The sequence below is a fragment of the Shewanella khirikhana genome, from assembly GCF_003957745.1.
In the GTDB taxonomy this organism is placed as follows: Bacteria; Pseudomonadota; Gammaproteobacteria; order Enterobacterales; family Shewanellaceae; genus Shewanella; species Shewanella khirikhana.
This window is the reverse complement of sequence record NZ_CP020373.1, coordinates 2,071,364-2,090,504: the sequence shown is the minus strand read 5'-3', so window position 1 is coordinate 2,090,504 and position 19,141 is coordinate 2,071,364. Positions and strand designations below refer to the sequence as shown.

Annotated in this window: 19 protein-coding genes and 8 tRNA genes; 20 read left to right on the top strand and 7 right to left on the bottom strand. The window is 54.2% G+C overall.

Translation table 11 applies throughout. The features are described 5' to 3' along the window. Positions 1–180 precede the first annotated feature (180 nt). Positions 181–819: a phosphoribosylglycinamide formyltransferase gene (gene purN / locus STH12_RS09120; RefSeq protein ID WP_126167251.1), complete on the bottom strand. Its 639-nt coding sequence runs from the start codon at positions 817–819 to the stop codon at positions 181–183. Then, positions 819–1,856, bottom strand: a complete 1,038-nt coding sequence (gene purM / locus STH12_RS09115) for a phosphoribosylformylglycinamidine cyclo-ligase (protein ID WP_126167250.1) — start codon at positions 1,854–1,856, stop codon at positions 819–821. Before purM ends, purN begins: the two co-directional genes overlap by 1 nt. Positions 1,857–2,088: 232 nt before the next feature. On the opposite strand from purM, the gene upp reads away from it, so the two are divergent. Beyond that, the gene (upp, locus tag STH12_RS09110) at positions 2,089–2,715 is read left to right on the top strand and encodes a uracil phosphoribosyltransferase (protein ID WP_126167249.1); all 627 of its coding nucleotides are present in this window, start codon (positions 2,089–2,091) and stop codon (positions 2,713–2,715) included. 109 nt (positions 2,716–2,824) lie between these two features. Here the strand turns inward: upp and STH12_RS09105 are convergent, their stop codons facing one another. Then, entirely contained in the window at positions 2,825–4,144 is a 1,320-nt protein-coding gene (locus STH12_RS09105) for a Na+/H+ antiporter family protein (RefSeq protein WP_126169478.1), read from the bottom strand. Positions 4,145–4,450: 306 nt separating this feature from the next. Between STH12_RS09105 and STH12_RS09100 the strand changes: the two genes are divergently transcribed. Continuing rightward, positions 4,451–5,056, top strand: coding sequence for a peroxiredoxin (locus STH12_RS09100; protein WP_126167248.1), 606 nt, complete (start codon positions 4,451–4,453; stop codon positions 5,054–5,056). Between the two features lie 102 nt (positions 5,057–5,158). Here the strand turns inward: STH12_RS09100 and rnt are convergent, their stop codons facing one another. Then, positions 5,159–5,854 carry a ribonuclease T gene (gene rnt / locus STH12_RS09095; protein ID WP_126167247.1) on the bottom strand — a complete coding sequence of 232 codons (696 nt, stop codon included), beginning with the start codon at positions 5,852–5,854 and terminating at the stop codon, positions 5,159–5,161. Between the two features lie 214 nt (positions 5,855–6,068). On the opposite strand from rnt, the gene STH12_RS09090 reads away from it, so the two are divergent. The 18 genes from STH12_RS09090 (at position 6,069) to STH12_RS09005 (ending at position 17,197) form a co-directional block, all read left to right on the top strand. Beyond that, a complete protein-coding gene (locus STH12_RS09090) occupies positions 6,069–6,878 on the top strand; it encodes a flagellar protein MotY (RefSeq protein ID WP_269467457.1) in 810 nt (269 codons plus the stop codon). 646 nt (positions 6,879–7,524) lie between these two features. Beyond that, on the top strand, positions 7,525–9,576 hold the full coding sequence (locus tag STH12_RS09085; protein ID WP_237158859.1) for a prolyl oligopeptidase family serine peptidase: 2,052 nt from the start codon (positions 7,525–7,527) through the stop codon (positions 9,574–9,576). Positions 9,577–9,732: 156 nt separating this feature from the next. Continuing rightward, the gene (gene ybgC, locus STH12_RS09080; RefSeq protein ID WP_126167244.1) at positions 9,733–10,134 is read left to right on the top strand and encodes a tol-pal system-associated acyl-CoA thioesterase; all 402 of its coding nucleotides are present in this window, start codon (positions 9,733–9,735) and stop codon (positions 10,132–10,134) included. Further along, a complete protein-coding gene (tolQ, locus tag STH12_RS09075) occupies positions 10,124–10,813 on the top strand; it encodes a protein TolQ (protein WP_126167243.1) in 690 nt (229 codons plus the stop codon). Before ybgC ends, tolQ begins: the two co-directional genes overlap by 11 nt. Then, positions 10,813–11,250 (top strand): protein TolR, encoded by a 438-nt coding sequence (tolR, locus tag STH12_RS09070; RefSeq protein WP_126167242.1) that lies wholly within the window; start codon positions 10,813–10,815, stop codon positions 11,248–11,250. Before tolQ ends, tolR begins: the two co-directional genes overlap by 1 nt. Before the next feature lie 4 nt (positions 11,251–11,254). Continuing rightward, a complete protein-coding gene (gene tolA, locus STH12_RS09065) occupies positions 11,255–12,235 on the top strand; it encodes a cell envelope integrity protein TolA (protein WP_126167241.1) in 981 nt (326 codons plus the stop codon). A 9-nt stretch (positions 12,236–12,244) separates the two neighbouring features. Further along, positions 12,245–13,570: a Tol-Pal system beta propeller repeat protein TolB gene (tolB, locus tag STH12_RS09060; RefSeq protein ID WP_126167240.1), complete on the top strand. Its 1,326-nt coding sequence runs from the start codon at positions 12,245–12,247 to the stop codon at positions 13,568–13,570. Positions 13,571–13,606: 36 nt separating this feature from the next. Continuing rightward, entirely contained in the window at positions 13,607–14,149 is a 543-nt protein-coding gene (gene pal, locus STH12_RS09055; protein WP_126167239.1) for a peptidoglycan-associated lipoprotein Pal, read from the top strand. A gap of 22 nt (positions 14,150–14,171) precedes the next feature. Then, positions 14,172–14,933: a tol-pal system protein YbgF gene (gene ybgF, locus STH12_RS09050; protein WP_126167238.1), complete on the top strand. Its 762-nt coding sequence runs from the start codon at positions 14,172–14,174 to the stop codon at positions 14,931–14,933. Between the two features lie 146 nt (positions 14,934–15,079). Then, positions 15,080–15,155 (top strand) — tRNA-Lys (locus tag STH12_RS09045). A 22-nt stretch (positions 15,156–15,177) separates the two neighbouring features. Continuing rightward, a tRNA-Lys gene (locus STH12_RS09040) sits at positions 15,178–15,253 on the top strand. 35 nt (positions 15,254–15,288) lie between these two features. Beyond that, positions 15,289–15,364, top strand: a tRNA-Lys gene (locus tag STH12_RS09035). A gap of 27 nt (positions 15,365–15,391) precedes the next feature. Beyond that, positions 15,392–15,467 (top strand) — tRNA-Lys (locus tag STH12_RS09030). 38 nt (positions 15,468–15,505) lie between these two features. Beyond that, a tRNA-Lys gene (locus tag STH12_RS09025) sits at positions 15,506–15,581 on the top strand. Positions 15,582–15,623: 42 nt separating this feature from the next. Continuing rightward, positions 15,624–15,699, top strand: a tRNA-Lys gene (locus STH12_RS09020). Between the two features lie 38 nt (positions 15,700–15,737). Further along, positions 15,738–15,813: transfer RNA gene (locus tag STH12_RS09015), tRNA-Lys, on the top strand. A 39-nt stretch (positions 15,814–15,852) separates the two neighbouring features. Further along, positions 15,853–15,928, top strand: a tRNA-Lys gene (locus STH12_RS09010). 120 nt (positions 15,929–16,048) lie between these two features. After that, positions 16,049–17,197, top strand: coding sequence for a DcaP family trimeric outer membrane transporter (locus STH12_RS09005; protein ID WP_126167237.1), 1,149 nt, complete (start codon positions 16,049–16,051; stop codon positions 17,195–17,197). A gap of 132 nt (positions 17,198–17,329) precedes the next feature. Here STH12_RS09005 and STH12_RS09000 read toward each other — a convergent pair whose 3' ends face one another. The 3 genes from STH12_RS09000 to STH12_RS08990 all read right to left on the bottom strand — a co-directional run bounded on the left by STH12_RS09000 (position 17,330) and on the right by STH12_RS08990 (position 19,069). Further along, on the bottom strand, positions 17,330–18,298 hold the full coding sequence (locus STH12_RS09000) for a sensor histidine kinase (RefSeq protein ID WP_126167236.1): 969 nt from the start codon (positions 18,296–18,298) through the stop codon (positions 17,330–17,332). A 9-nt stretch (positions 18,299–18,307) separates the two neighbouring features. Continuing rightward, a complete protein-coding gene (locus STH12_RS08995; RefSeq protein WP_126167235.1) occupies positions 18,308–18,652 on the bottom strand; it encodes a hypothetical protein in 345 nt (114 codons plus the stop codon). Between the two features lie 156 nt (positions 18,653–18,808). Beyond that, a complete protein-coding gene (locus STH12_RS08990) occupies positions 18,809–19,069 on the bottom strand; it encodes a GrxA family glutaredoxin (RefSeq protein WP_126167234.1) in 261 nt (86 codons plus the stop codon). Positions 19,070–19,141 lie beyond the last annotated feature (72 nt).

The following is a 19,141-nucleotide window of genomic DNA, read 5'->3' as shown; positions in this document are numbered from 1 at the left end:
CCTGGAGAGAATAATGGACGGCTTGTCTATCTAATGCCAATTGGTGCACATTTTCAATGGCGGATTGAAAATTGCCACAGTAGACAGATGCATGGCTGAGACTTGGGATATTGCTGTGACCTAAAAAAACAAAAGAGGCCGGTGGCCTCTTTTGCGGGTGCAGATCAGTGAAAACGGATATCAATCCGGCGCATAACCGCCTGGGCCTATGGCATCGCCATCGAGGAAGGCAGTGTCGTCTTTCATCGCAAGACGGCCCTGAGCAAACCATTTCACCACCAGTGGGTAGATGGCATGCTCCTGCTCATGAACCCGCTCGGCCAGCAGGGTAGCGTCATCACCTTCGTAGATGGGTACCTTGGCCTGCAACACCACAGGACCCGCATCCAGCTCTGGGGTAACGAAGTGCACGCTGGCACCGTGCTCGCTGTCACCGGCGTCAATGGCGCGCTGGTGAGTGTCGAGGCCGGTGTACTTGGGCAGCAGTGACGGATGAATATTGAGCATACGACCCAGGTAGCGGGTCACGAATCCATCGGAGAGGATCCGCATAAAGCCAGCCAGCACAATCAAATCGGGCTGGTAGGCTTCAATCACCTCGGTCAGACGCGCGTCATAGTCCGCACGCTTCTCACCCTTGCGGGCGATGACGCAGCTGGTGTCTATCTCGGCGTGATGGGCACGTACCAGGCCATAGGCATCGGGCTTGTTGCTGATAACGCCAACCAGCTCCACACCATGTTGGCCATGGCACTGGTCGATAATGGCTTGCAGGTTACTGCCACTGCCAGAGATAAGGACGACGACGCGACAACTCATTACAGGATCTCCACCTGCTCTTCATCGCCGTTACGCTCGGCGATATGACCAATGTGCCAGGCGTTCTCGCCTTCGGCCTTGAGCAGTTCAAGTGCGGCATCCACCTTGTCTGCAGGCAGAGCAACAACCATGCCCACGCCGCAGTTGAAGGTGCGATACATTTCATAGGTTTCGATGTTGCCGGCGCTTTGCAGCCAGTCAAACACCACGGGCCACTGCCAGGAGTCACCTTTCACCACGGCCTTGCAGTTTTCAGGCAGTACGCGGGGGATGTTTTCCCAGAAACCGCCACCGGTGATGTGCGCCATGGCGTGAACATCGTTTTCGGCAATCAGTTTCAGCAGTGATTTCACATAAATCTTGGTCGGTTCCAGCAGGTGCTTGATAAGCGGCTTGCCGTTCAGATCCATTTGAGGATCGGCCTGGCTCACTTCCAATACCTTACGGATCAGCGAGTAACCGTTTGAGTGAGGACCGCTTGAGGCCAGGGCAATCAGCGCGTCACCGGCTTTCACCTTGGTGCCGTCGATGATGTCAGCTTTCTCAACCACGCCCACACAGAAACCGGCCAGGTCGTAGTCTTCGCCTTCGTACATGCCAGGCATTTCGGCGGTTTCACCACCGATAAGGGCACAACCAGACTGGAAGCAACCTTCACCGATACCGTTTACCACAGAGGTGGCGGTTTCCACGTCCAGCTTGCCGGTGGCGTAGTAGTCGAGGAAGAACAGCGGCTCGGCGCCCTGAACGATCAGGTCGTTCACACACATGGCAACAAGATCCACACCTACGGTGTCGTGGCTCTTGAAGTCGATAGCCAGACGCAGTTTGGTTCCCACACCGTCAGTGCCAGACACCAGAACAGGGTGCTTGTACTTGGAAGGCAGTTCACACAGGGCACCAAAACCACCCAGGTTACCCATCACCTCAGGGCGGCGGGTACGCTTAACGGCAGACTTGATGTTTTGAACCAGTGCATTGCCTGCGTCGATATCGACACCGGCGTCTTTATAGCTCAGTGGGGTAGGAGTGCTCACGGAGGATCCTCTAGATAGGGTACATCGAGTGGTTTTTATTGGGGGCGTATTCTACCAGTTTGTGAGGGGTGTCGAAAGGGCAGTTTTGGTTTTAAGCGGGGGTTTTCGCCAGCAGGGAAGCGACTTGCTTCACGATTCAACGTTTTCACAAAACTTTCTGTTTTATCTAAAGAACAAATACACTAAAATCGAAAAAATTTGCCCGAAAAATGCCAACACGCAGGAGTGAGACATGAAAGTTGTCGAGGTTAAGCATCCCCTGGTTCGCCACAAGATTGGTCTGATGAGAGAAGGTGACATCAGCACCAAGCGTTTCCGTGAACTCGCCGCCGAAGTGGGCAGTCTGCTCACCTACGAAGCCACCGCTGACTTTGAAACCGAAACCGTCACCATCGAAGGCTGGAATGGCCCGGTGGAAGTGGATCAGATTAAAGGCAAAAAAGTGACTGTAGTGCCGATTCTGCGCGCCGGTCTTGGGATGATGGATGGTGTGCTTGAGCATATTCCCAGCGCCCGTATCTCTGTGGTGGGTATCTACCGCGACGAAGAAACCCTCGAGCCTGTGCCTTACTTCGAAAAGCTGTGCAGCAACGTGGATGAGCGTATCGCCCTGGTGGTTGACCCCATGCTGGCGACCGGCGGCTCCATGATTGCTACCATCGACCTGTTGAAAAAACGCGGCTGTAAGCATATCAAAGCGCTGGTGCTGGTGGCCGCGCCGGAAGGTATTGCCGCACTCGAAAAAGCCCATCCGGATATCGAGCTGTACACTGCGGCTGTCGATAAATGCCTGAATGAAAAGGGCTATATCCTGCCAGGTCTTGGTGATGCCGGTGATAAGATTTTCGGCACCAAGTAAGCTGCTCTAAAACTGAAAAAGCGCCCGAGGGCGCTTTTTTGTTGCTTGATAATTCACTTCACAGCATAACTCAGGTCAGAGCAACACTTACGTCAAAGCAACACTTCCGTCAGAGCACCATAGCCGCTATCCAGCCAAACACCAGCAATGGGATGTTGTAGTGGATAAAGGTCGGGATCACGCTGTCACGCATATGGTCGTGCTGGCCGTCGGCGTTAAGGCCAGCGGTAGGGCCGAGGGTGGAGTCAGACGCAGGCGAGCCTGCATCCCCCAGCGCAGCGGCCGTGCCCACCAGAGCAATGGTGGCCGGTACCGAGAAGCCAAACGACAGCGCCAGCGGTACATAGATGGTGGCAATGATCGGGATGGTGGAGAAAGACGAGCCAATGCCCATAGTGATAAGCAGGCCGACCAGCAGCATCAAAAAGGCCGCCAATGCTTTGTTATCGCCAATCAAACCGCTAAGAGACGACACCAGATTGCCCACATCGCCGGTGGCTTTCACCACGGCAGCAAAGCCTGCTGCGGCAATCATGATAAAGCCGATATTGGCCATCATGCGCACGCCCTGGGTGAAAATATCCTGGTCAGCCACATGCTTAAGGGCGCCGGAGAGGCTGAACACCATAAAGCCAATCAGGGCACCGAAAATCATCGAATCTGTGTAGAGCTGCACCGCCAGGGTTGCCAGCACGGCGATAACTGCCACCACCAGGCTGCGGGCATTTACCTTGGCTTCCGGCTCGGCGGCAAGAATGGTTTCTTCATCATAGTCTCTGGGTTTGCGGTAGCTGATAAACACTGCCACCAACAGGCCCAGGATCATGCCGATAGCCGGAATGAGCATGGCGCCGGGCACCTGCTCGCGGCTGGCTTCAAGGCCATTACCGGTCAGGTTTGCCAGCAGAATGTCGTTCAGGAAGATGCCGCCAAACCCCACAGGCAGCACCATATAAGTGGTAACCAGACCAAAAGTCAGCACGCAGGCCACCAGACGGCGGTCGAGCTTCAGCTTTGACATCAGGTGCAGCAGCGGTGGCACCAGAATGGGAATAAAGGCAATGTGGATTGGCAATATGTTCTGGGAGGCCATCGCCATGGCCAGGAGTGCAATGAGCAGCAAAATACGCACGGCGCCGAGGGCTTGGGTATCGTTTTCCCGGCCAAGCTTTTTAATTACCGACTGGGAGATAACTGTGGTGAGTCCGGAATGGGACAGGGCAACCGCAAAGGCGCCAAGCAGCGCGTAACTCAGGGCGATCTGGGCGCCGCCGCCAAGGCCGGTATTAAAGGCATTTATGGTGGCGGAGATATCCATCCCGCCCCACAGCCCCGCTGCCAGGGCGCTGATGGTCAGCGCAATAACCACGTTTACCCGCGCAAGGCTCAGGCCCAGCATCAGGCAAACCGCAATAACTACGGAGTTCATCATGAAAAAGTCTTCATCGAGTCAAAAGGGCTATTTTTGACAGTCTTTCCCACGCTTGTCCAGCAGCTTGCCTGAAATGACGCTGAAATTTGGCAATTGTGATCCTGCGCGGTTCCACAGATGCAAAGACCGTGATCTGCATAAGGGCATTACGGCGATAAAATACGCTTCCGGCCCCTTCTGTATGGCAATTGTGTGATATTAATCCGATTTGGGTTGTAAGCGTACGGGCACCTCTTATAATGCTGAATATCCAACAGGAAAGTTCGTTTTATCCATAGCTCAATCCATAGATGGAGGTTACCAATGAGCGTATTAGTAGGTCGCAAGGCCCCCGATTTTACTGCTGCTGCCGTTCTGGGTTCAGGCGAAATCGTTGACAACTTCAACCTGACTGCTGCCATCAAGGGCAAGCCAGCCGTGGTTTTCTTCTACCCACTCGACTTTACCTTCGTTTGTCCTTCTGAGCTGATCGCCTTCGATCACCGCATGGAAGAGTTCACCAAGCGTGGTGTTGAAGTAATCGGTGTGTCTATCGACTCTCAGTTCAGCCACAATGCATGGCGTAACACCCCAGTAGAAAAGGGTGGTATCGGCCCTGTTAAGTACACTCTGGTTGCTGACGTTAAGCACGAAATCTGCCAGGCGTACGACGTTGAGCACCCAGAAGCCGGTGTGGCTTTCCGTGGTTCTTTCCTGATCGACAAAGAAGGTATGGTTCGTCACCAGGTAGTGAACGATCTGCCACTGGGTCGTAACGTTGATGAAATGCTGCGTATGATTGACGCGCTGCAGTTCCACGAAGAGCACGGTGAAGTGTGCCCAGCCGGTTGGGAAAAAGGTAAGAAAGGCATGAGCGCCAACCCAGACGGCGTTGCTGCTTACCTGAGCGAAAACGCTGACGACCTGTAATGGTGTCGGCCTGAGCGCCTATAAATAGAAAAGCCGCCCAAGGGCGGCTTTTTTGCATCTTGCCGGTAGCGATTGATCTACTAAGTCCAGAGACGGCGATGGTTATTCATCGGCCCCGGCTTCTCCATCGGCCTCTGCTTGTGCACTCTCTTCTTCGTCCAGGGTTGCGGCCAACGGCCAGCCGCCGAGGGCTTTCCAGCGGTTAACAATATGACAAAAGAGCTCAGCGGTGCGCTCGGTATCATAGAGGGCGCTGTGTGCTTCTTTATTATCAAAAGGAATGCCGGCGATTTTACAGGCCTGGGCGAGCACTGTGTGACCAAGGGCCAAGCCTGACAGACAGGCGGTATCGAAGGTGGCAAAGGGGTGGAAGGGCGTACGCTTCACGCCGCTGCGTTCAATCGCCTTGGTGACAAAACCATGGTCGAAGGCGGCATTGTGGGCCACCACCACGGCGCGGTGGCAATCGCTGGCCTTCATGCCTTTGCGTACGGCCTTGAAGATCTCCAAAAAGGCCTCTTTTTCACTGACAGCGCCGCGCAGCGGGTTATTGGGGTCAATGCCATTAAAAGCCAGGGCGGCCGGTTCCAGATTGGCCCCTTCAAATGGCTCGATATGGAAATGCAGTGTCTTGTCCAGACCCAATACACCGTCATCATCCATTTTCAGCAGGGTGACGGCAATTTCCAGCAAGGCATCGGTTTGGGCATTAAAGCCCGCGGTCTCAACATCGATAACCACAGGATAGTAGCCACGGAACCTGTATTTGAGCTTGTTGGGGTTGAAGGCGTCGGACATCAGAACTCTCTGGCAATTTCAAAGGGCGCTATTATGCTAAAAGCAAAACGGGCTGTCATGTTTGATTGTACAAAATCCAGGCTAAAGAAACCCTTGTTTTGGTCGATACCCTCAAGGTAGGCACACTCAGGTGAGATTTCTTATGTGGTGTAATTGGTGGCGTAAATGCCTTGTGGTACCCGTGTTACTGTTGCCTTTAGGGGCGGCGGCGGACATGCGTCATTATGTGGCATCCATAGACGACTCGCATTGGCGACTGGCGGAAAACTCCCGCATTCGCTGCTCGCTTGAGCACGATATCCCGGCTTATGGCAAGGCGGTGTTCTCCAGTGCTGCCGGAAAAGAGCAGAATTTGCTGTTTACGCTGGATATGTGGACCAAGCCGGATGCGGCCACCCAGGCAACGCTGGTCAGCAAGGCGCCGGCATGGCGTCCCGGTGAGCAGCAAAAAAACATCACCCGCCTTAGCTACATGAAAGACTTCAACGGTGAAGTGCCGAAAAAAGCCGCCTGGTCGATGCTGACCGAACTGGAGCGCGGCCGTGAGCCTACCTTTTACTACGCCGATTGGTACAACAGCGACAACAAGGTTGCCGTGGGCTTGTCTGCTGCCAATTTCCGCCGTAAATACAGCGAGTTTCGTCAGTGTCTGTCGGGGCTTTTACCCTACAGTTTTGATGATATCGCCTTTACAGTGCTTAATTACGAAGCCGGTGGCACCGAGCTGACCCGTTTCTCCAAGGCCCAGCTTGCCCGGGTGCAGGAATATTTGAGTCAGGATCCGGAAGTTGAGCTGATTGTGATCAACGCCTACACCGACAGTTACGGCGGGCGCAGCATCAACCAGAAGGTGTCGGATAAGCGCGCCGCCTCGGTGAAGGAGTTTTTTGTCAGCAAGGGGATCCCGGCCAACCGCATTCAAACCGAAGGCCATGGCGAGACCCGCCATGTGGCATCAAACCAGGGGGCGGATGAGCGCGCCCGTAACCGCCGGGTCGTGGTACAGATCACCAAGGCAATTTAAGACCTATTGAACGAGAAAGGTCGCACAGTGCGGCCTTTTTTGTTGCGCGGATGCAGCAATGCGAGGCATAAAAAAAAGCCCGCTTGAAACCAAGCGGGCCGCAAAAGAATAAGCATTGCAATCAACAAATTGAAGGAAGGAAGTCAAGCATAAGAACCAGGGATGATATCGATGTGTCAGACACAGCGATAAAATGTTCTTTGTTTTCACAATCTGCCAGGCAGACACTTCCGGAAAACGAGGCCATTTTAGTCAGGTCGGATGAGAACAACAAACGAGAAAAATTGGAATTTGAGATTAGAAAAACTAATCATACTTTTAGTGATCTCCGTCACCAAACTGCCATAATACGCATAAAAACGGTTATTTAAGCAGGCAGTGAGCATAAAAAAGCGTATTGCATCGCTTGAACATGTTACGAGAGCATTAACAAGTACCATTGTACAAAGTTTCGCCCCATCAAAGCTTTGCCGTTGCCTGTGGTGTATTTGGGGGTATAGTTGGCAGCGGCAATGCAACGCAATCCAAAGGATGTATAAAAATGACAAGCAGAATCAGCACCCTCAGCCTGCTGACCCTGGGCCTTGCCCTGGGGCTCGGCGGCTGCCATTCAAAAGACACGGCCGTCGCGTCCGATAGCCGCGCCATGGCCTATCCAGCATCACAAGCCAGTGCCGTGGTTGAAGAAATCCACGGTGTCAAAGTGGCTGACCCTTATCGCTGGCTTGAAGAAAACAGCCCGGCCACCGAAGACTGGGTAAAACGCCAGCAGGCGTTCGGCGATGACTATTTGGCACAGATCCCCAACAAGCAGGTGGTGGTTGACCGCATTACTGAGCTGTGGAACTTCGAAAAAGTGGGTGCACCGTTCGAGCATGGTGAAAATTTCTTCATCTTTCGTAACGACGGACTGCAATCGCAAAACGTACTTTATGTGAGTGAAAAGGGCGGCGCCGAGCGTGTGCTGCTGGACCCTAATAAACTCTCTGCCGATGGCACCGTGGCCTTGTCCGGCGTGTCTGTTAGCGGCGATGGCAAAACGCTTGCCTACGGTGTATCCAAGTCAGGTTCCGACTGGCAGGAGTGGGCCTTTATCGATGTGGCCAGCGGCCGTAAGCTGGGCGATAGCCTCAAGTGGATCAAATTCTCCCGCGCCGAGTGGAACCACGACAACAGCGGCGTGTATTACTCCCGTTACGATGCGCCAGCCGGCGGCGATATCCTCTCGGATGTGAACTACAACCAGAAGGTGTATTTCCACCGTCTGGGCGACGATCAGGCCAAGGATACCCTGGTGTTCGAGCGCCCGGATAACCCGGATTGGGGCTTCTCAGCTTCAGTGTCTGACGATGGCAACTTTTTGCTCATCAGCATCTCTGTAGGCACCGACAGCCGCAACCGCTTCTTTTACAAGCCGCTTAAAGATCGCAGCCTGAAAGTGGTTGAACTGATGAGCGAGCTTGAAGCCGAGTATCAGTTCCTTGGCAACGAAGGCCCAGTGTTCTACTTCAAGACCGACCTTGATGCCCCTAAAGGCCGTATCATTGCCGTAGATACCCGCAAGCCCGGCAAAGACAAATGGCGTACCATAGTGCCGGAAAGTCAGGATCCTATTGCTGCCGTCAGCATCATCAGTGAACATCTGGTGGTGAGCTACCTGCATGACGTATTGGGTCAGCTGTCCATCTACAATCTGGATGGCGTTAAGCGTGAAGATGTGCCGCTGCCAGGCAAGGGAAAAATTGCCGGTCCCTATGGCAAGGCCAGCAAGCCTTACTTCTATTACGTGTTCAACAGCTACGTGCAGCCGCAAACCATTTACAAGTATGACTTGAACAAGGGCACCAACGAGCTGTTCAGCGCGCCCAAGGTCTCGTTCAACCCAGATGATTATGTGTCTGAGCAGGTGTTTTACTCCAGTAAAGACGGCACCCGCATTCCTATGCTGGTGAGCTACAAGAAGGGGCTGAAAAAAGACGGCAACAACCCGACACTCCTGTATGCCTACGGCGGATTCTCCATCTCCATGACCCCACGCTTCAGCCCGGCTACCATTGCCTGGCTGGATATGGGCGGCATCTACGCCGTACCTGCGCTTCGTGGTGGCAGCGAATATGGTGAAGAGTGGCACAAGGCCGGTATGTTCGGTAAAAAGCAGAATGTGTTTGACGACTACTTTGCCGCCGCCGAATACCTTATCAGCGAAAACTACACCAACAGCGGCAAACTTGGCGCTTACGGTCGCAGCAACGGAGGTCTGTTGATGGGCGCTGCCGTTACCCAGCGTCCCGATCTGTTCGCCGCCATCCTGCCTGCCGTGGGTGTACTGGATATGCTGCGCTTCCAAAAGTTTACCATCGGCTGGGCCTGGACTGCGGAATACGGCAGTGCTGACAATGCCGCGGACTTCCCCTATCTGCTGGCTTACTCGCCTTATCACAATGTGAAGCAGCAGGCTTATCCTGCCACTATGGTGATGACCGCCGATCATGACGATCGCGTGGTGCCGCTGCACAGCTTCAAGTTTGGCGCCATGCTGCAGGCCAAACAGCAGGGTGAGGCGCCGGTGATTATGCGCATCGAGTCCAAGGCCGGCCACGGCGCCGGTAAACCAACCTCAATGCAGATTGCCGAGTTTGCCGATATTTATGCCTTCCTGTGGCAGAACTTCGGTCTGACTTTGCCAGAGAAGCTCTGAGCGCAAAACGCACAAAAAACGCGTTGATACAAGGGGCTTCGGCCCCTTTTATCATTTATTTTTCTTTACAGTTGCCGCAGTGGCAGCCATTCACAATCCGGACATGGATAGGTATAGTAGGCCTCACTTTTATCAAAGGATTTGTGCGCATTTCCCATGTTTGTGTGGCCGATTTCCGTTTATTACGAAGATACCGATGCCGGTGGGGTGGTGTACCACTCCAACTATTTGAATTTTTTCGAGCGAGCCCGCAGCGAATGGCTCAGGGCACTCGGGATCAGCCAAACGGCGCTGCTTGCCGAGGATATCGCCTTTGTGGTGAAACGGGCCGAGATTGAATTTCGTAAGGCCGCACGCTTTGAGCAGAATCTTTTTGTGCATTCCGCTGTCATAGAAATGAAGAAAGCCTCCATGGTTTTCGAACAACGACTTCTGGATGAGGCCGGCACCTGTTACTGCGAGGGACACATAGTGGTTGCCTGCGTGGCATTGTCAAAGATGCGGCCCCATGCCATTCCACCCCATATTGCGCAGGAGTTAACACAAGGTGCACGCTGATATTTCTTTTCTGGGACTCTTTTTACAGGCGAGCTTACTGGTCAAGCTGGTAATGCTGATCCTGGTGGGCCTTTCGGTGCTTTCCTGGGCGGTGATTTTACAGCGCCGCAATCTGCTGAAAGCTGCCAAGGCCCGCTCACTCAAATTTGAAGACAAGTTCTGGTCTGGGGTTGATCTTAATCGCCTGTATCAGGAGCTGTCTGCCCGCGGTGAAGCCAATACCGGCCTCGAAGCCATGTTTGTCACCGGCTTTAAAGAGTATTCGCGGCTGTCGCGTCTGTCTGCCCGGGTGCCAGGCGCCGTGATGGACGGTACTTACCGCGCCATGCGGGTAACCCTGTCCCGTGAGCTAGAAAAGCTTGAAAACCACCTGCCACTCCTGGCAACCATAGGTTCAACCAGCCCATACATCGGCCTTTTTGGTACTGTGTGGGGTATTATGAACGCCTTTATCGCACTGGGCGCGGTGCAAAACCCGACTCTGGGTATCGTTGCGCCGGCCATTGCCGAAGCCCTGATTGCCACGGCCATGGGTCTGGCAGCCGCTATCCCGGCGGTGATTTTCTATAACCGTTTCTCCACCGATGTGGAAAAACTGGAAGGCGCCTACGTGAACTTTATGGAAGAGTTCTCCAGCATTCTGCACCGTCAGGCCTATGCCGAGAAGGAGACAGCCTAATGCACGGATACCAGCGCAAGCGGCGCCGGCCCGTGGCGGAAATCAACGTCGTGCCTTATATCGACGTGATGCTGGTACTGCTGATCATCTTTATGGCGACGGCGCCCATTGTGACTCAAGGGGTGAAGGTTGACCTGCCGACAGGCGAAGCCGAGGCTTTGTCAACCGACAGCAAGCCACCGGTGGTGGCCTCCATCGATGCCAACGGTGACTACTACCTGGATATTGGCAGTGGCAGCAGCGACAAAGACGTGCTGACACTGGAAGACGTTGCAACTCAGGTTGCCGCCGTGATATCTCTGGAGCCCGAGCGTCCCGTGGTGGTAAAAGCCGATCGCACCATTCCCTACGAAGACGTGATCCAATTGATGGTTGCCCTGCAGCAGGCCGGCGTGCCTTCGGTGGGGTTAATGACGGACTCGCCACAGGAGAAGTAACAGGGTGGCCGCTAAGAAGTCTCATTCCAGCTTAACCCTGCCAGTGGCTATTTCACTGGCAGTGCACATAGGCCTTATTCTGGTGTTGGCACTGGGAGCGCTGGATTTTTTCACCACCAAACTTGAAACCCCTGAACCTGCCGCTGCCGCCCCTGTACAGGCGGTGCTGGTGGATCAGCAAAAGGTGGCCGCTGCGGCGGAAAAGATAAAGCAGGAAAAACGTGACGCAGAGCGCCGCGAGCAGGCCCGCCAGGCAGAGCTTGAGCGTAAAGCCGACGAAGCCAAAAAGGCCCGCGAGCAAGAGCAGGCCAGGCTGAAACAACTCGAAACTGAGCGCAAGCAAAAAGAAATCGAAACCCAAAAGGCGATTGAAGACGCCAAGCGCAAAGAAGAGCAGGCCAAAGCTGACGCCAAAAAAGCGGAAGAGGAACGGGCCCGCAAAGAATCTGAGCGCAAGGCCGCCGAAGAGGCCGCCAAGAAAGCCGAAGAGAAACGTAAGGCTGAAGAAGCCGCGGCCAAGAAGGCCGAAGAGGAGCGCAAGCGCAAAGCGGAAGAAGAGCGCAAGCGTAAAGAAGCCGAAGCCAAACGCAAAGCTGAAGAAGAGGCCAAGCGTAAGGCCGCCGAAGACGCCAAACGTCGGGAGCAGGAGCTGGCTGACATGATGGCTGCCGAGCAGGCCACCATTAACGCCGCCCGAAGCCGTCAGCTGGTGTCTGAGCGTGACAGATACACCGCCATGATCAAGGCGACTATTCAGCGCCACCTGGTGGTGGATGAGTCGATGCGCGGCAAGAGCTGCAAAATGTTTATTCGTCTCGCCAGCGACGGTTTTGTCACCACAGCCGAAGCGAGAGAAGGGGATGGCGTGGTCTGCCGCGCCGCCAAGGCTGCCATTACCAAGGCCGGACGCCTGCCGGTGTCGCCAGAGCCTGAGGTGTATCAGCTGATGAAAGAAATCAATTTGACCGTGCAACCGGAAATCTAAAGGAGTTTCATGAAGATCATCGGAAAGTGGGCGCTGCTGGTACTGGCAGCCTTGTCTTTGCCCGTGAAGGCCGCACTGGATATCGTTATCACCGAAGGGGTGGATGCAGCCCGGCCTATCGTGGTGGTTCCCTTTGTTTGGCAGGGGACAGGTCCTGTGCCATCGCAAATCTCGGACGTAGTGCAGTCTGACTTAACCCGCAGCGGCACCTTTAAGGTGCTCGACAATTTGGGTCTGCCACAAAACGGCATTGCCACCCTGGCTGAATTTGCGCCGCAGAAGTGGACTGGTGTTAACGCCGAAGCGGCGGTCATGGGCGCCATCAAGCCTTATGGCCCGGATCAGTATCTGGTGACTTTCGATCTGGTCGATTTGCTTAAAGCCCAGCTCGGTGGTCAGGGCCCGGTGAACAAGCAGGACTTGCTGCTCGACAGCCGCCAGACGGTGATCACCGCAGCGCAGTTTCGTCAGTACGGCCACCGCATCAGCGATATCGTTTATGAGAAGCTCACCGGCATTCGCGGCGCCTTCTTAACCCGTATCGCTTATGTGGTTGTTAACCATGGTGAAAAATCGCCATATCGCCTGATGGTGGCCGATTATGATGGTTACAATGAGCAGATGTTGCTGCGCTCACCCGAGCCTTTGATGTCGCCATCCTGGTCTCCCGATGGCCGCCGTCTGGCTTATGTGAGCTTTGAAAACCGCAAGGCGGAGATTTTCGTGCAGGATATCTTCAGCCAGGAGCGTATCAAGGTTTCGAGCTTCCCCGGCATCAATGGTGCGCCAAGCTTCTCGCCCGATGGCAAGACCCTGGCTGTGACCTTGTCCAAAGATGGTCAGAGTGAAATCTACACCATCGACATTGCCACCAAGGCCATTCGCCGCATTACCAATCACTATGCCATTGATACCGAGCCAAGCTGGTTCCCCGATGGCAAGTCGCTGCTGATCACCTCCGAGCGTGGTGGTCGTCCGCAGTTGTATAAGGTGGGGCTGGATTCTGGCAAGCTCACCCGTTTGACCTTCGATGGCGAGTGGAACCTTGGTGGCTCAATCACTCCTGATGGTCGCAACATGATTTTTGTGAATCGTACCAACGGCCGCTTTAACATTGCCCGCATGGATCTGGAAACCCGTTTCATGCAAGTGTTGACCTCGACCCGTCTGGACGAATCCCCCAGCGTGGCGCCCAATGGCACCATGGTGATTTATGGCACCACGCATCAGGGCCGGCAGGTGCTCGCTGCCGTGTCTACGGACGGACGTTTCAAGGCAAGATTGCCGGTTGGCCAGGGTGAAGTGAAATCACCAGCCTGGTCGCCCTTCCTGTAACCGAATTATCATATTGATTGATTTAAGGATTTTAAAATGGAATTGAATAAACTGCTCAAAACTCTGTTGGTAGTGGCGCCGATTATGGCTCTGTCTGCCTGTAGTTCTACCGATTCAGCCACCGACGCCAGCGGCTCATCCAGCAGCATTGGCGGCAATGGCAGCGGCGCCGGTGTAGGCGGCGTGGAAACCGGCAGCGTGGCGGGTGTGATGAGCCCCGAAGAGCAGATGCGTATGAAGCAGGAAGAACTGCGCCGCGAAAACATCATCTACTTCGACTTTGACCGCAGTGAAGTATCACCGCTGGCCGCCGACATCCTGCTGGCCCACGGTAACTATCTGCTGGAAAACCCTTCTGTGAGCATTCTGATTGAAGGTCACTCAGACGAGCGCGGTACCCCTGAGTACAACATCGCCCTGGGCGAGCGCCGTGCCAAGGCCGTGGCCAAGTACCTGCAGTCCATGGGTGTTCAGCCTTCACAGATGAGCATTGTCAGCTACGGTGAAGAAAAGCCACAGGATCTGTCCCGCAGCGACGAGAGCTTCTCACGTAACCGCCGTGCGGTATTGGTGTACTGAGGTCAATAACGGGTAAGGATTGATGAAAAAAAGCGTATTACTGACAGCACTCTTGGTGGCGGGGCAGGCCATGGCCGCCGCGCCGGTGGAAGACATTGGTGGCGGCAGTGCCGATGAGCGCATTGCCAAGCTTGAGCGTATTTTAAAAGCCAAGCAGCAGACTGATTTCGACATGCAGCGCCGCCTGGATGCCCTGCAGCAGGAAGTGCTGGATCTGCGTGGTCAGACTGAGCAGCAGAACTATCAAATCAACCAGATGCTTGAGCGTCAGCGCAAGCTCTATGAAGAGATAGCCAATCTGCAGGCAGCCCCTGCGGCGAAACCGGCTGTTGCTGCCAGTGCAGGTGCAGCGGTTGCGGCAAGCCAAACTCCGGCTGCTCAAGCGGGCACTGTGGCGGTGGAAGCCTCGCTCAACGAAACCGCTGCCTATGAAAAGGCTATCAATCTGGTGCTCAAAGAGCGCAAGTACGACGACGCCATCACGGCTTTCCGTGGTTTCATCAAACAGTACCCGGGTTCCAACTACACCGACAACGCCAACTACTGGCTCGGACAGCTGCTCTATAATAAGAACGAGCTGGACGACGCCCGCGGCGCCTTCACCGTAGTGGTGGAGAAATATCCTGATTCCAGCAAGCGTGGTGACAGCCTGGTGAAGCTGGGTCTGATTGCCGAGAAAAAGGGCGATACCGTAGGGGCTAAAAACCTCTATCGTAAGGTGGTAAAAGAGTACGCAAACAGCGCTGCTGCCCGCATTGCACAGCAGCAATTGAACGCCCTTTAAACGGTTTTAATACATAAAACAGTCTCTTGGGCTGTTTTTCATGCAAACGGCAAAAGTTTCGGGAATTTACGCTTGCATGGATAACTGAAAAAGGTATTATAGGCGCCCTCAGCGCAGCCAAGGCAGTGTTGAGGGCAATCTGGAATGGGTCGTTAGCTCAGTCGGTAGAGCAGTTGGCTTTTAACCAATTGGTCGAAGGTTCGAATCCTTCACGACCCACCAAACTCCAGAACGCCGGATCTCCGGGTCGTTAGCTCAGTCGGTAGAGCAGTTGGCTTTTAACCAATTGGTCGAAGGTTCGAATCCTTCACGACCCACCACTTCCGGTGGTGGTGAGATCAAAGCAGTGTCGAGCGGGTCGTTAGCTCAGTCGGTAGAGCAGTTGGCTTTTAACCAATTGGTCGAAGGTTCGAATCCTTCACGACCCACCACTCGTGTGGGGCACTGTATCAAAATTTGGGTCGTTAGCTCAGTCGGTAGAGCAGTTGGCTTTTAACCAATTGGTCGAAGGTTCGAATCCTTCACGACCCACCACTTCCTTCGAAGTGGCATTCAGCGGTAAATCCCGGGACGGGTCGTTAGCTCAGTCGGTAGAGCAGTTGGCTTTTAACCAATTGGTCGAAGGTTCGAATCCTTCACGACCCACCACTCGCTTACAGCGAACATTCCCCAGGCACCGCACCTCAAGTTGGGTCGTTAGCTCAGTCGGTAGAGCAGTTGGCTTTTAACCAATTGGTCGAAGGTTCGAATCCTTCACGACCCACCACTTCCTTGAAGTGAACAATTCGCAGTATCGCACCAGATGGGTCGTTAGCTCAGTCGGTAGAGCAGTTGGCTTTTAACCAATTGGTCGAAGGTTCGAATCCTTCACGACCCACCACTTCCTCGAAGTGAACCTTTCGCGATATCGCACCCAGATGGGTCGTTAGCTCAGTCGGTAGAGCAGTTGGCTTTTAACCAATTGGTCGAAGGTTCGAATCCTTCACGACCCACCATCTTCCTGCTTCAGCTCTCCCTTTTCTACTTTTGTCTCATAGACCTATTGCTAATATTTAAGCGTTAACAAATTGTTCATAGTGCCTCAGATTAATAATAACAATCAGGGAGCAACGAGCATGAAACAAGCACCAGTCTCAATTGCACTGGCAACCGCCCTTATGGCGATGGCAGGCAGCGCTGCGGCTGAAGTTGGCAAAACCGACTTTAAGTTTGGTGGTTACATTAAAGCCGATGTGATGTTCAGCGATTACAGTAACGGCGCACCGGATTCCGGCAATCTTTCCCGTCAGTTTTATGTCCCCGGCACCATTTATGGTACCGCCGGCAATGGCAAACAAGTTGTTGATTTCCAAGCCCGCGAAACCCGATTTAACTTCAAAACAGTTACCGATCTCGATGGCCATAAACTGTCTGGCTTTATCGAACTCGACTTTATGACCCACACTGACGGCAACGAGCGTGTATCCAACAGCTACTCGCCCCGTATTCGCCACGCCTTTGTCAGCTACGACAACTGGACAGTGGGTCAAACCTGGACCACTTTCCAAAACCCAGGCGCCTTGCCTGAAAACCTCGATTTCGTAGGCGCGGCTGACGGTACGCCCTTCGTGCGTCAGGCACAGGTTCGCTATACCAATGGCGGCTTCCAGTTTGCACTGGAAAACCCGGAAACCACCCTCAGCGCCAACGCTACCGGTGCCCGCATCACCAGCGGCAGCGGCATGATGCCCGATGTGGTGGCCCGCTATAACTTCAAGACCGAAGGTGGCGCCTCGTTCTCGCTGGCCGCTATCGGTCGTCAGCTGAATATCGAGCAGGGCACCTATGACGATTCTGCCATGGGTTACGGCGCAAGCTTCGCCGGTGTGATCCCGGTCGGCAAGGATGATCTTAAATTCACCGCCACCTGGGGTGAGGGCCTTGGCCGTTACTTTGCGCTGAACTACGCCAACGCCGGCGCGCTGGATGCCAATGGCAAGATTGAAACCATCGGCTCATACGGCGGCTTTATTTCTTACCGTCACTGGTGGAATGAGCAGTGGCGCTCAAGCTTCACCCTCTCTGGCATGAAAGCGGACAACCATGTTGATTTGACCGGTGAGAACGTTAACAAGGACGCCATGTCGGCCTATGTGAACCTGCTTTACTCGCCAAGTAAGCCACTGACCTTCGGTGTGGAATACATGTATGCCACCAACAGCAAGGAAAATGGCGTGGATGGCGACCTGAACCGGGTGATTTTCTCGGCCAAGTACGTACTCTGATAGCCATATCTGCTACATGAAAAAGCGAACCCTCGGGTTCGCTTTTTTGCTATGAGTTTATTATGAGCCAGGGCTTAGCCAATGCGTTTGTGGAAGCCTTTGGGCAGCAATTCACTCCCTTGCGCAGGTGCTCTAACCTTCGCCAAGATCCGGAAACACCATATCCAAGGCAAAGCCCCTTTCACTGGCGGGCAGAATGATTTTTCCGCCAAGCTGCTGATTAACCAAGTTAAATACAATACTCATCCCAAGACCTATGCCGCCTTTGGTGCGTGCCGTGGTGCAAAAGGGCTCAAAGATGTGCTTCCTGGCTTCGGGGCTCAGGCCCTTGCCGTTGTCCCGGTAGTGAATGCAATAGTTGCCATCGGCAAGGCGCTCACCGCTGATCTCTATCTTATTATCCGTGCCGGCATCGAAGGCGTGCATCACGCTGTTACTGAGCAAATTGGTCAGGGTTTGGGAGTGTACTCCGGGGATGGTCGTCAGGTTCCAGTCTTCGGGGATGTGAATACTGGCTTTGGCCTGCACCGATTTGAGCAGGGGCTTCAGTGCCAGCAGTACCTGGCGGTAATACTGGGCAAGGTTAATCAGCTCTTTGTCGGCACAGTGTTGGTCGGCGGCGGTGCGCTTAAAGCTTTCCACCAGTTCCACCGCCCGGTGCAGGTTCACATCGAGCAGCATCAGCGCACTGTCGGTCGTCTCTAGGTATTCGTCCAGCTCTTCGGTTGATAGCTCACCACTTTGATAATGGGTGCGAAGGGCATCGCGCTGCTCACTGAGCACGCTGTGGCTGGTAATGGCAACACCGAGCGGTGTATTGACCTCATGGGCAAGCCCGGCCACCAGATTACCCATGGCGGCCATTTTCTCTGACTCTACAAGCCGCTCCTGGGCGTCTTTAAGCTCACTGATAACCTTATCAAGATGCGCTGTGCGCTCAGCCACTTTCGACTCTAGCTGCTGATTGGCCCTTTCCAGCAGTCTTTCATGGGAAAGGCGGTCAAGTTCGGCCTCAATGCGGCCAGAGAAGAGTTTAAACAGCTCCAGCACCCGAGCTTCATCTTCAATGGGCCGTCGATACAGGGCGACGATAATGCCCATCACTTCGCCTTAAAGGTCGTGCAGCGGCGTGCCGAGGTAACCTTCGATTTGCATGTCTTTCAACAGCTTGTCGTTTGGAAAGCTGGCGGCGACATTGGCGCGGTAGCAACATACAGAGTCATCGGCGGCATTGGCGCAGGGGGTATCAGCGAGGGAATAGGAGATGTTGTCTACCAGGGCACCATCGGCCACCAGTGCCAGGGTATTGGAGCAATATTGTTCCTTATCCAGGGTGGCAACGAAGGTGTAATCGGCGTGGATGGCATCGTGCAGGGCGAGGGTAATGCTGTTGAAAAAGGCCTCTCCACGGGTGTTGGAGACCTTTTCTATGATGGTGGCAAGCATGGGATCCATTGGCAGTTCCTCGCGCTGTCATGGTTCCAGCTTAGCTGTTAACCGTGCGCCGTGCCAATAAGGTTGCGTGGCTACTGCAGCAGAGGGCGCCAACCAAGCCCGGTGCTTGCCAAATAAAAAGCCCGCCGGATGGCGGGCTTAAAAAGACCTGTAAAATCAATCCAGCAGATTGTTTTCGCGCACGTAGGCTTCGAAATCGGTGCAGCCACCCACGTGGGTTTTGTCTACAAAAATCTGTGGCACGGTTTCTACCGGTTTGCCAACAGTCTTGGACAGATCTTCTTTGCTGATCCCTTCGGCGTGGATATCCACGTAGCGGAAGCGGAAGTCTTCACGTTTTTCGGCAAGCTGCTCGCACAGTTGCTCGGCGCGAACACAGTAAGGGCAGCCGGGACGGCCAAAAATTACAACGTACATGTAGGCTCCTTTGGAGTTTAGCTTGGGGCTTTTATAACACAGGCCACCGGGATTTGATATTGGGATAGGCAG

What these genes read in the sequence shown, in the direction of transcription:
- purN (WP_126167251.1), bottom strand. Translation starts at nt 819, where the DNA reads ATGAGTTGTCGCGTCGTCGTCCTTATCTCTGGCAGTGGCAGTAACCTG.
- upp (WP_126167249.1), top strand. Translation starts at nt 2,089, where the DNA reads ATGAAAGTTGTCGAGGTTAAGCATCCCCTGGTTCGCCACAAGATTGGT.
- STH12_RS09105 (WP_126169478.1), bottom strand. Translation starts at nt 4,144, where the DNA reads ATGAACTCCGTAGTTATTGCGGTTTGCCTGATGCTGGGCCTGAGCCTT.
- STH12_RS09100 (WP_126167248.1), top strand. Translation starts at nt 4,451, where the DNA reads ATGAGCGTATTAGTAGGTCGCAAGGCCCCCGATTTTACTGCTGCTGCC.
- rnt (WP_126167247.1), bottom strand. Translation starts at nt 5,854, where the DNA reads ATGTCCGACGCCTTCAACCCCAACAAGCTCAAATACAGGTTCCGTGGC.
- STH12_RS09090 (WP_269467457.1), top strand. Translation starts at nt 6,069, where the DNA reads ATGCGTCATTATGTGGCATCCATAGACGACTCGCATTGGCGACTGGCG.
- STH12_RS09085 (WP_237158859.1), top strand. Translation starts at nt 7,525, where the DNA reads ATGGCCTATCCAGCATCACAAGCCAGTGCCGTGGTTGAAGAAATCCAC.
- ybgC (WP_126167244.1), top strand. Translation starts at nt 9,733, where the DNA reads ATGTTTGTGTGGCCGATTTCCGTTTATTACGAAGATACCGATGCCGGT.
- tolR (WP_126167242.1), top strand. Translation starts at nt 10,813, where the DNA reads ATGCACGGATACCAGCGCAAGCGGCGCCGGCCCGTGGCGGAAATCAAC.
- tolB (WP_126167240.1), top strand. Translation starts at nt 12,245, where the DNA reads ATGAAGATCATCGGAAAGTGGGCGCTGCTGGTACTGGCAGCCTTGTCT.
- pal (WP_126167239.1), top strand. Translation starts at nt 13,607, where the DNA reads ATGGAATTGAATAAACTGCTCAAAACTCTGTTGGTAGTGGCGCCGATT.
- ybgF (WP_126167238.1), top strand. Translation starts at nt 14,172, where the DNA reads ATGAAAAAAAGCGTATTACTGACAGCACTCTTGGTGGCGGGGCAGGCC.
- STH12_RS09005 (WP_126167237.1), top strand. Translation starts at nt 16,049, where the DNA reads ATGAAACAAGCACCAGTCTCAATTGCACTGGCAACCGCCCTTATGGCG.
- STH12_RS09000 (WP_126167236.1), bottom strand. Translation starts at nt 18,298, where the DNA reads ATGGGCATTATCGTCGCCCTGTATCGACGGCCCATTGAAGATGAAGCT.
- STH12_RS08995 (WP_126167235.1), bottom strand. Translation starts at nt 18,652, where the DNA reads ATGGATCCCATGCTTGCCACCATCATAGAAAAGGTCTCCAACACCCGT.
- STH12_RS08990 (WP_126167234.1), bottom strand. Translation starts at nt 19,069, where the DNA reads ATGTACGTTGTAATTTTTGGCCGTCCCGGCTGCCCTTACTGTGTTCGC.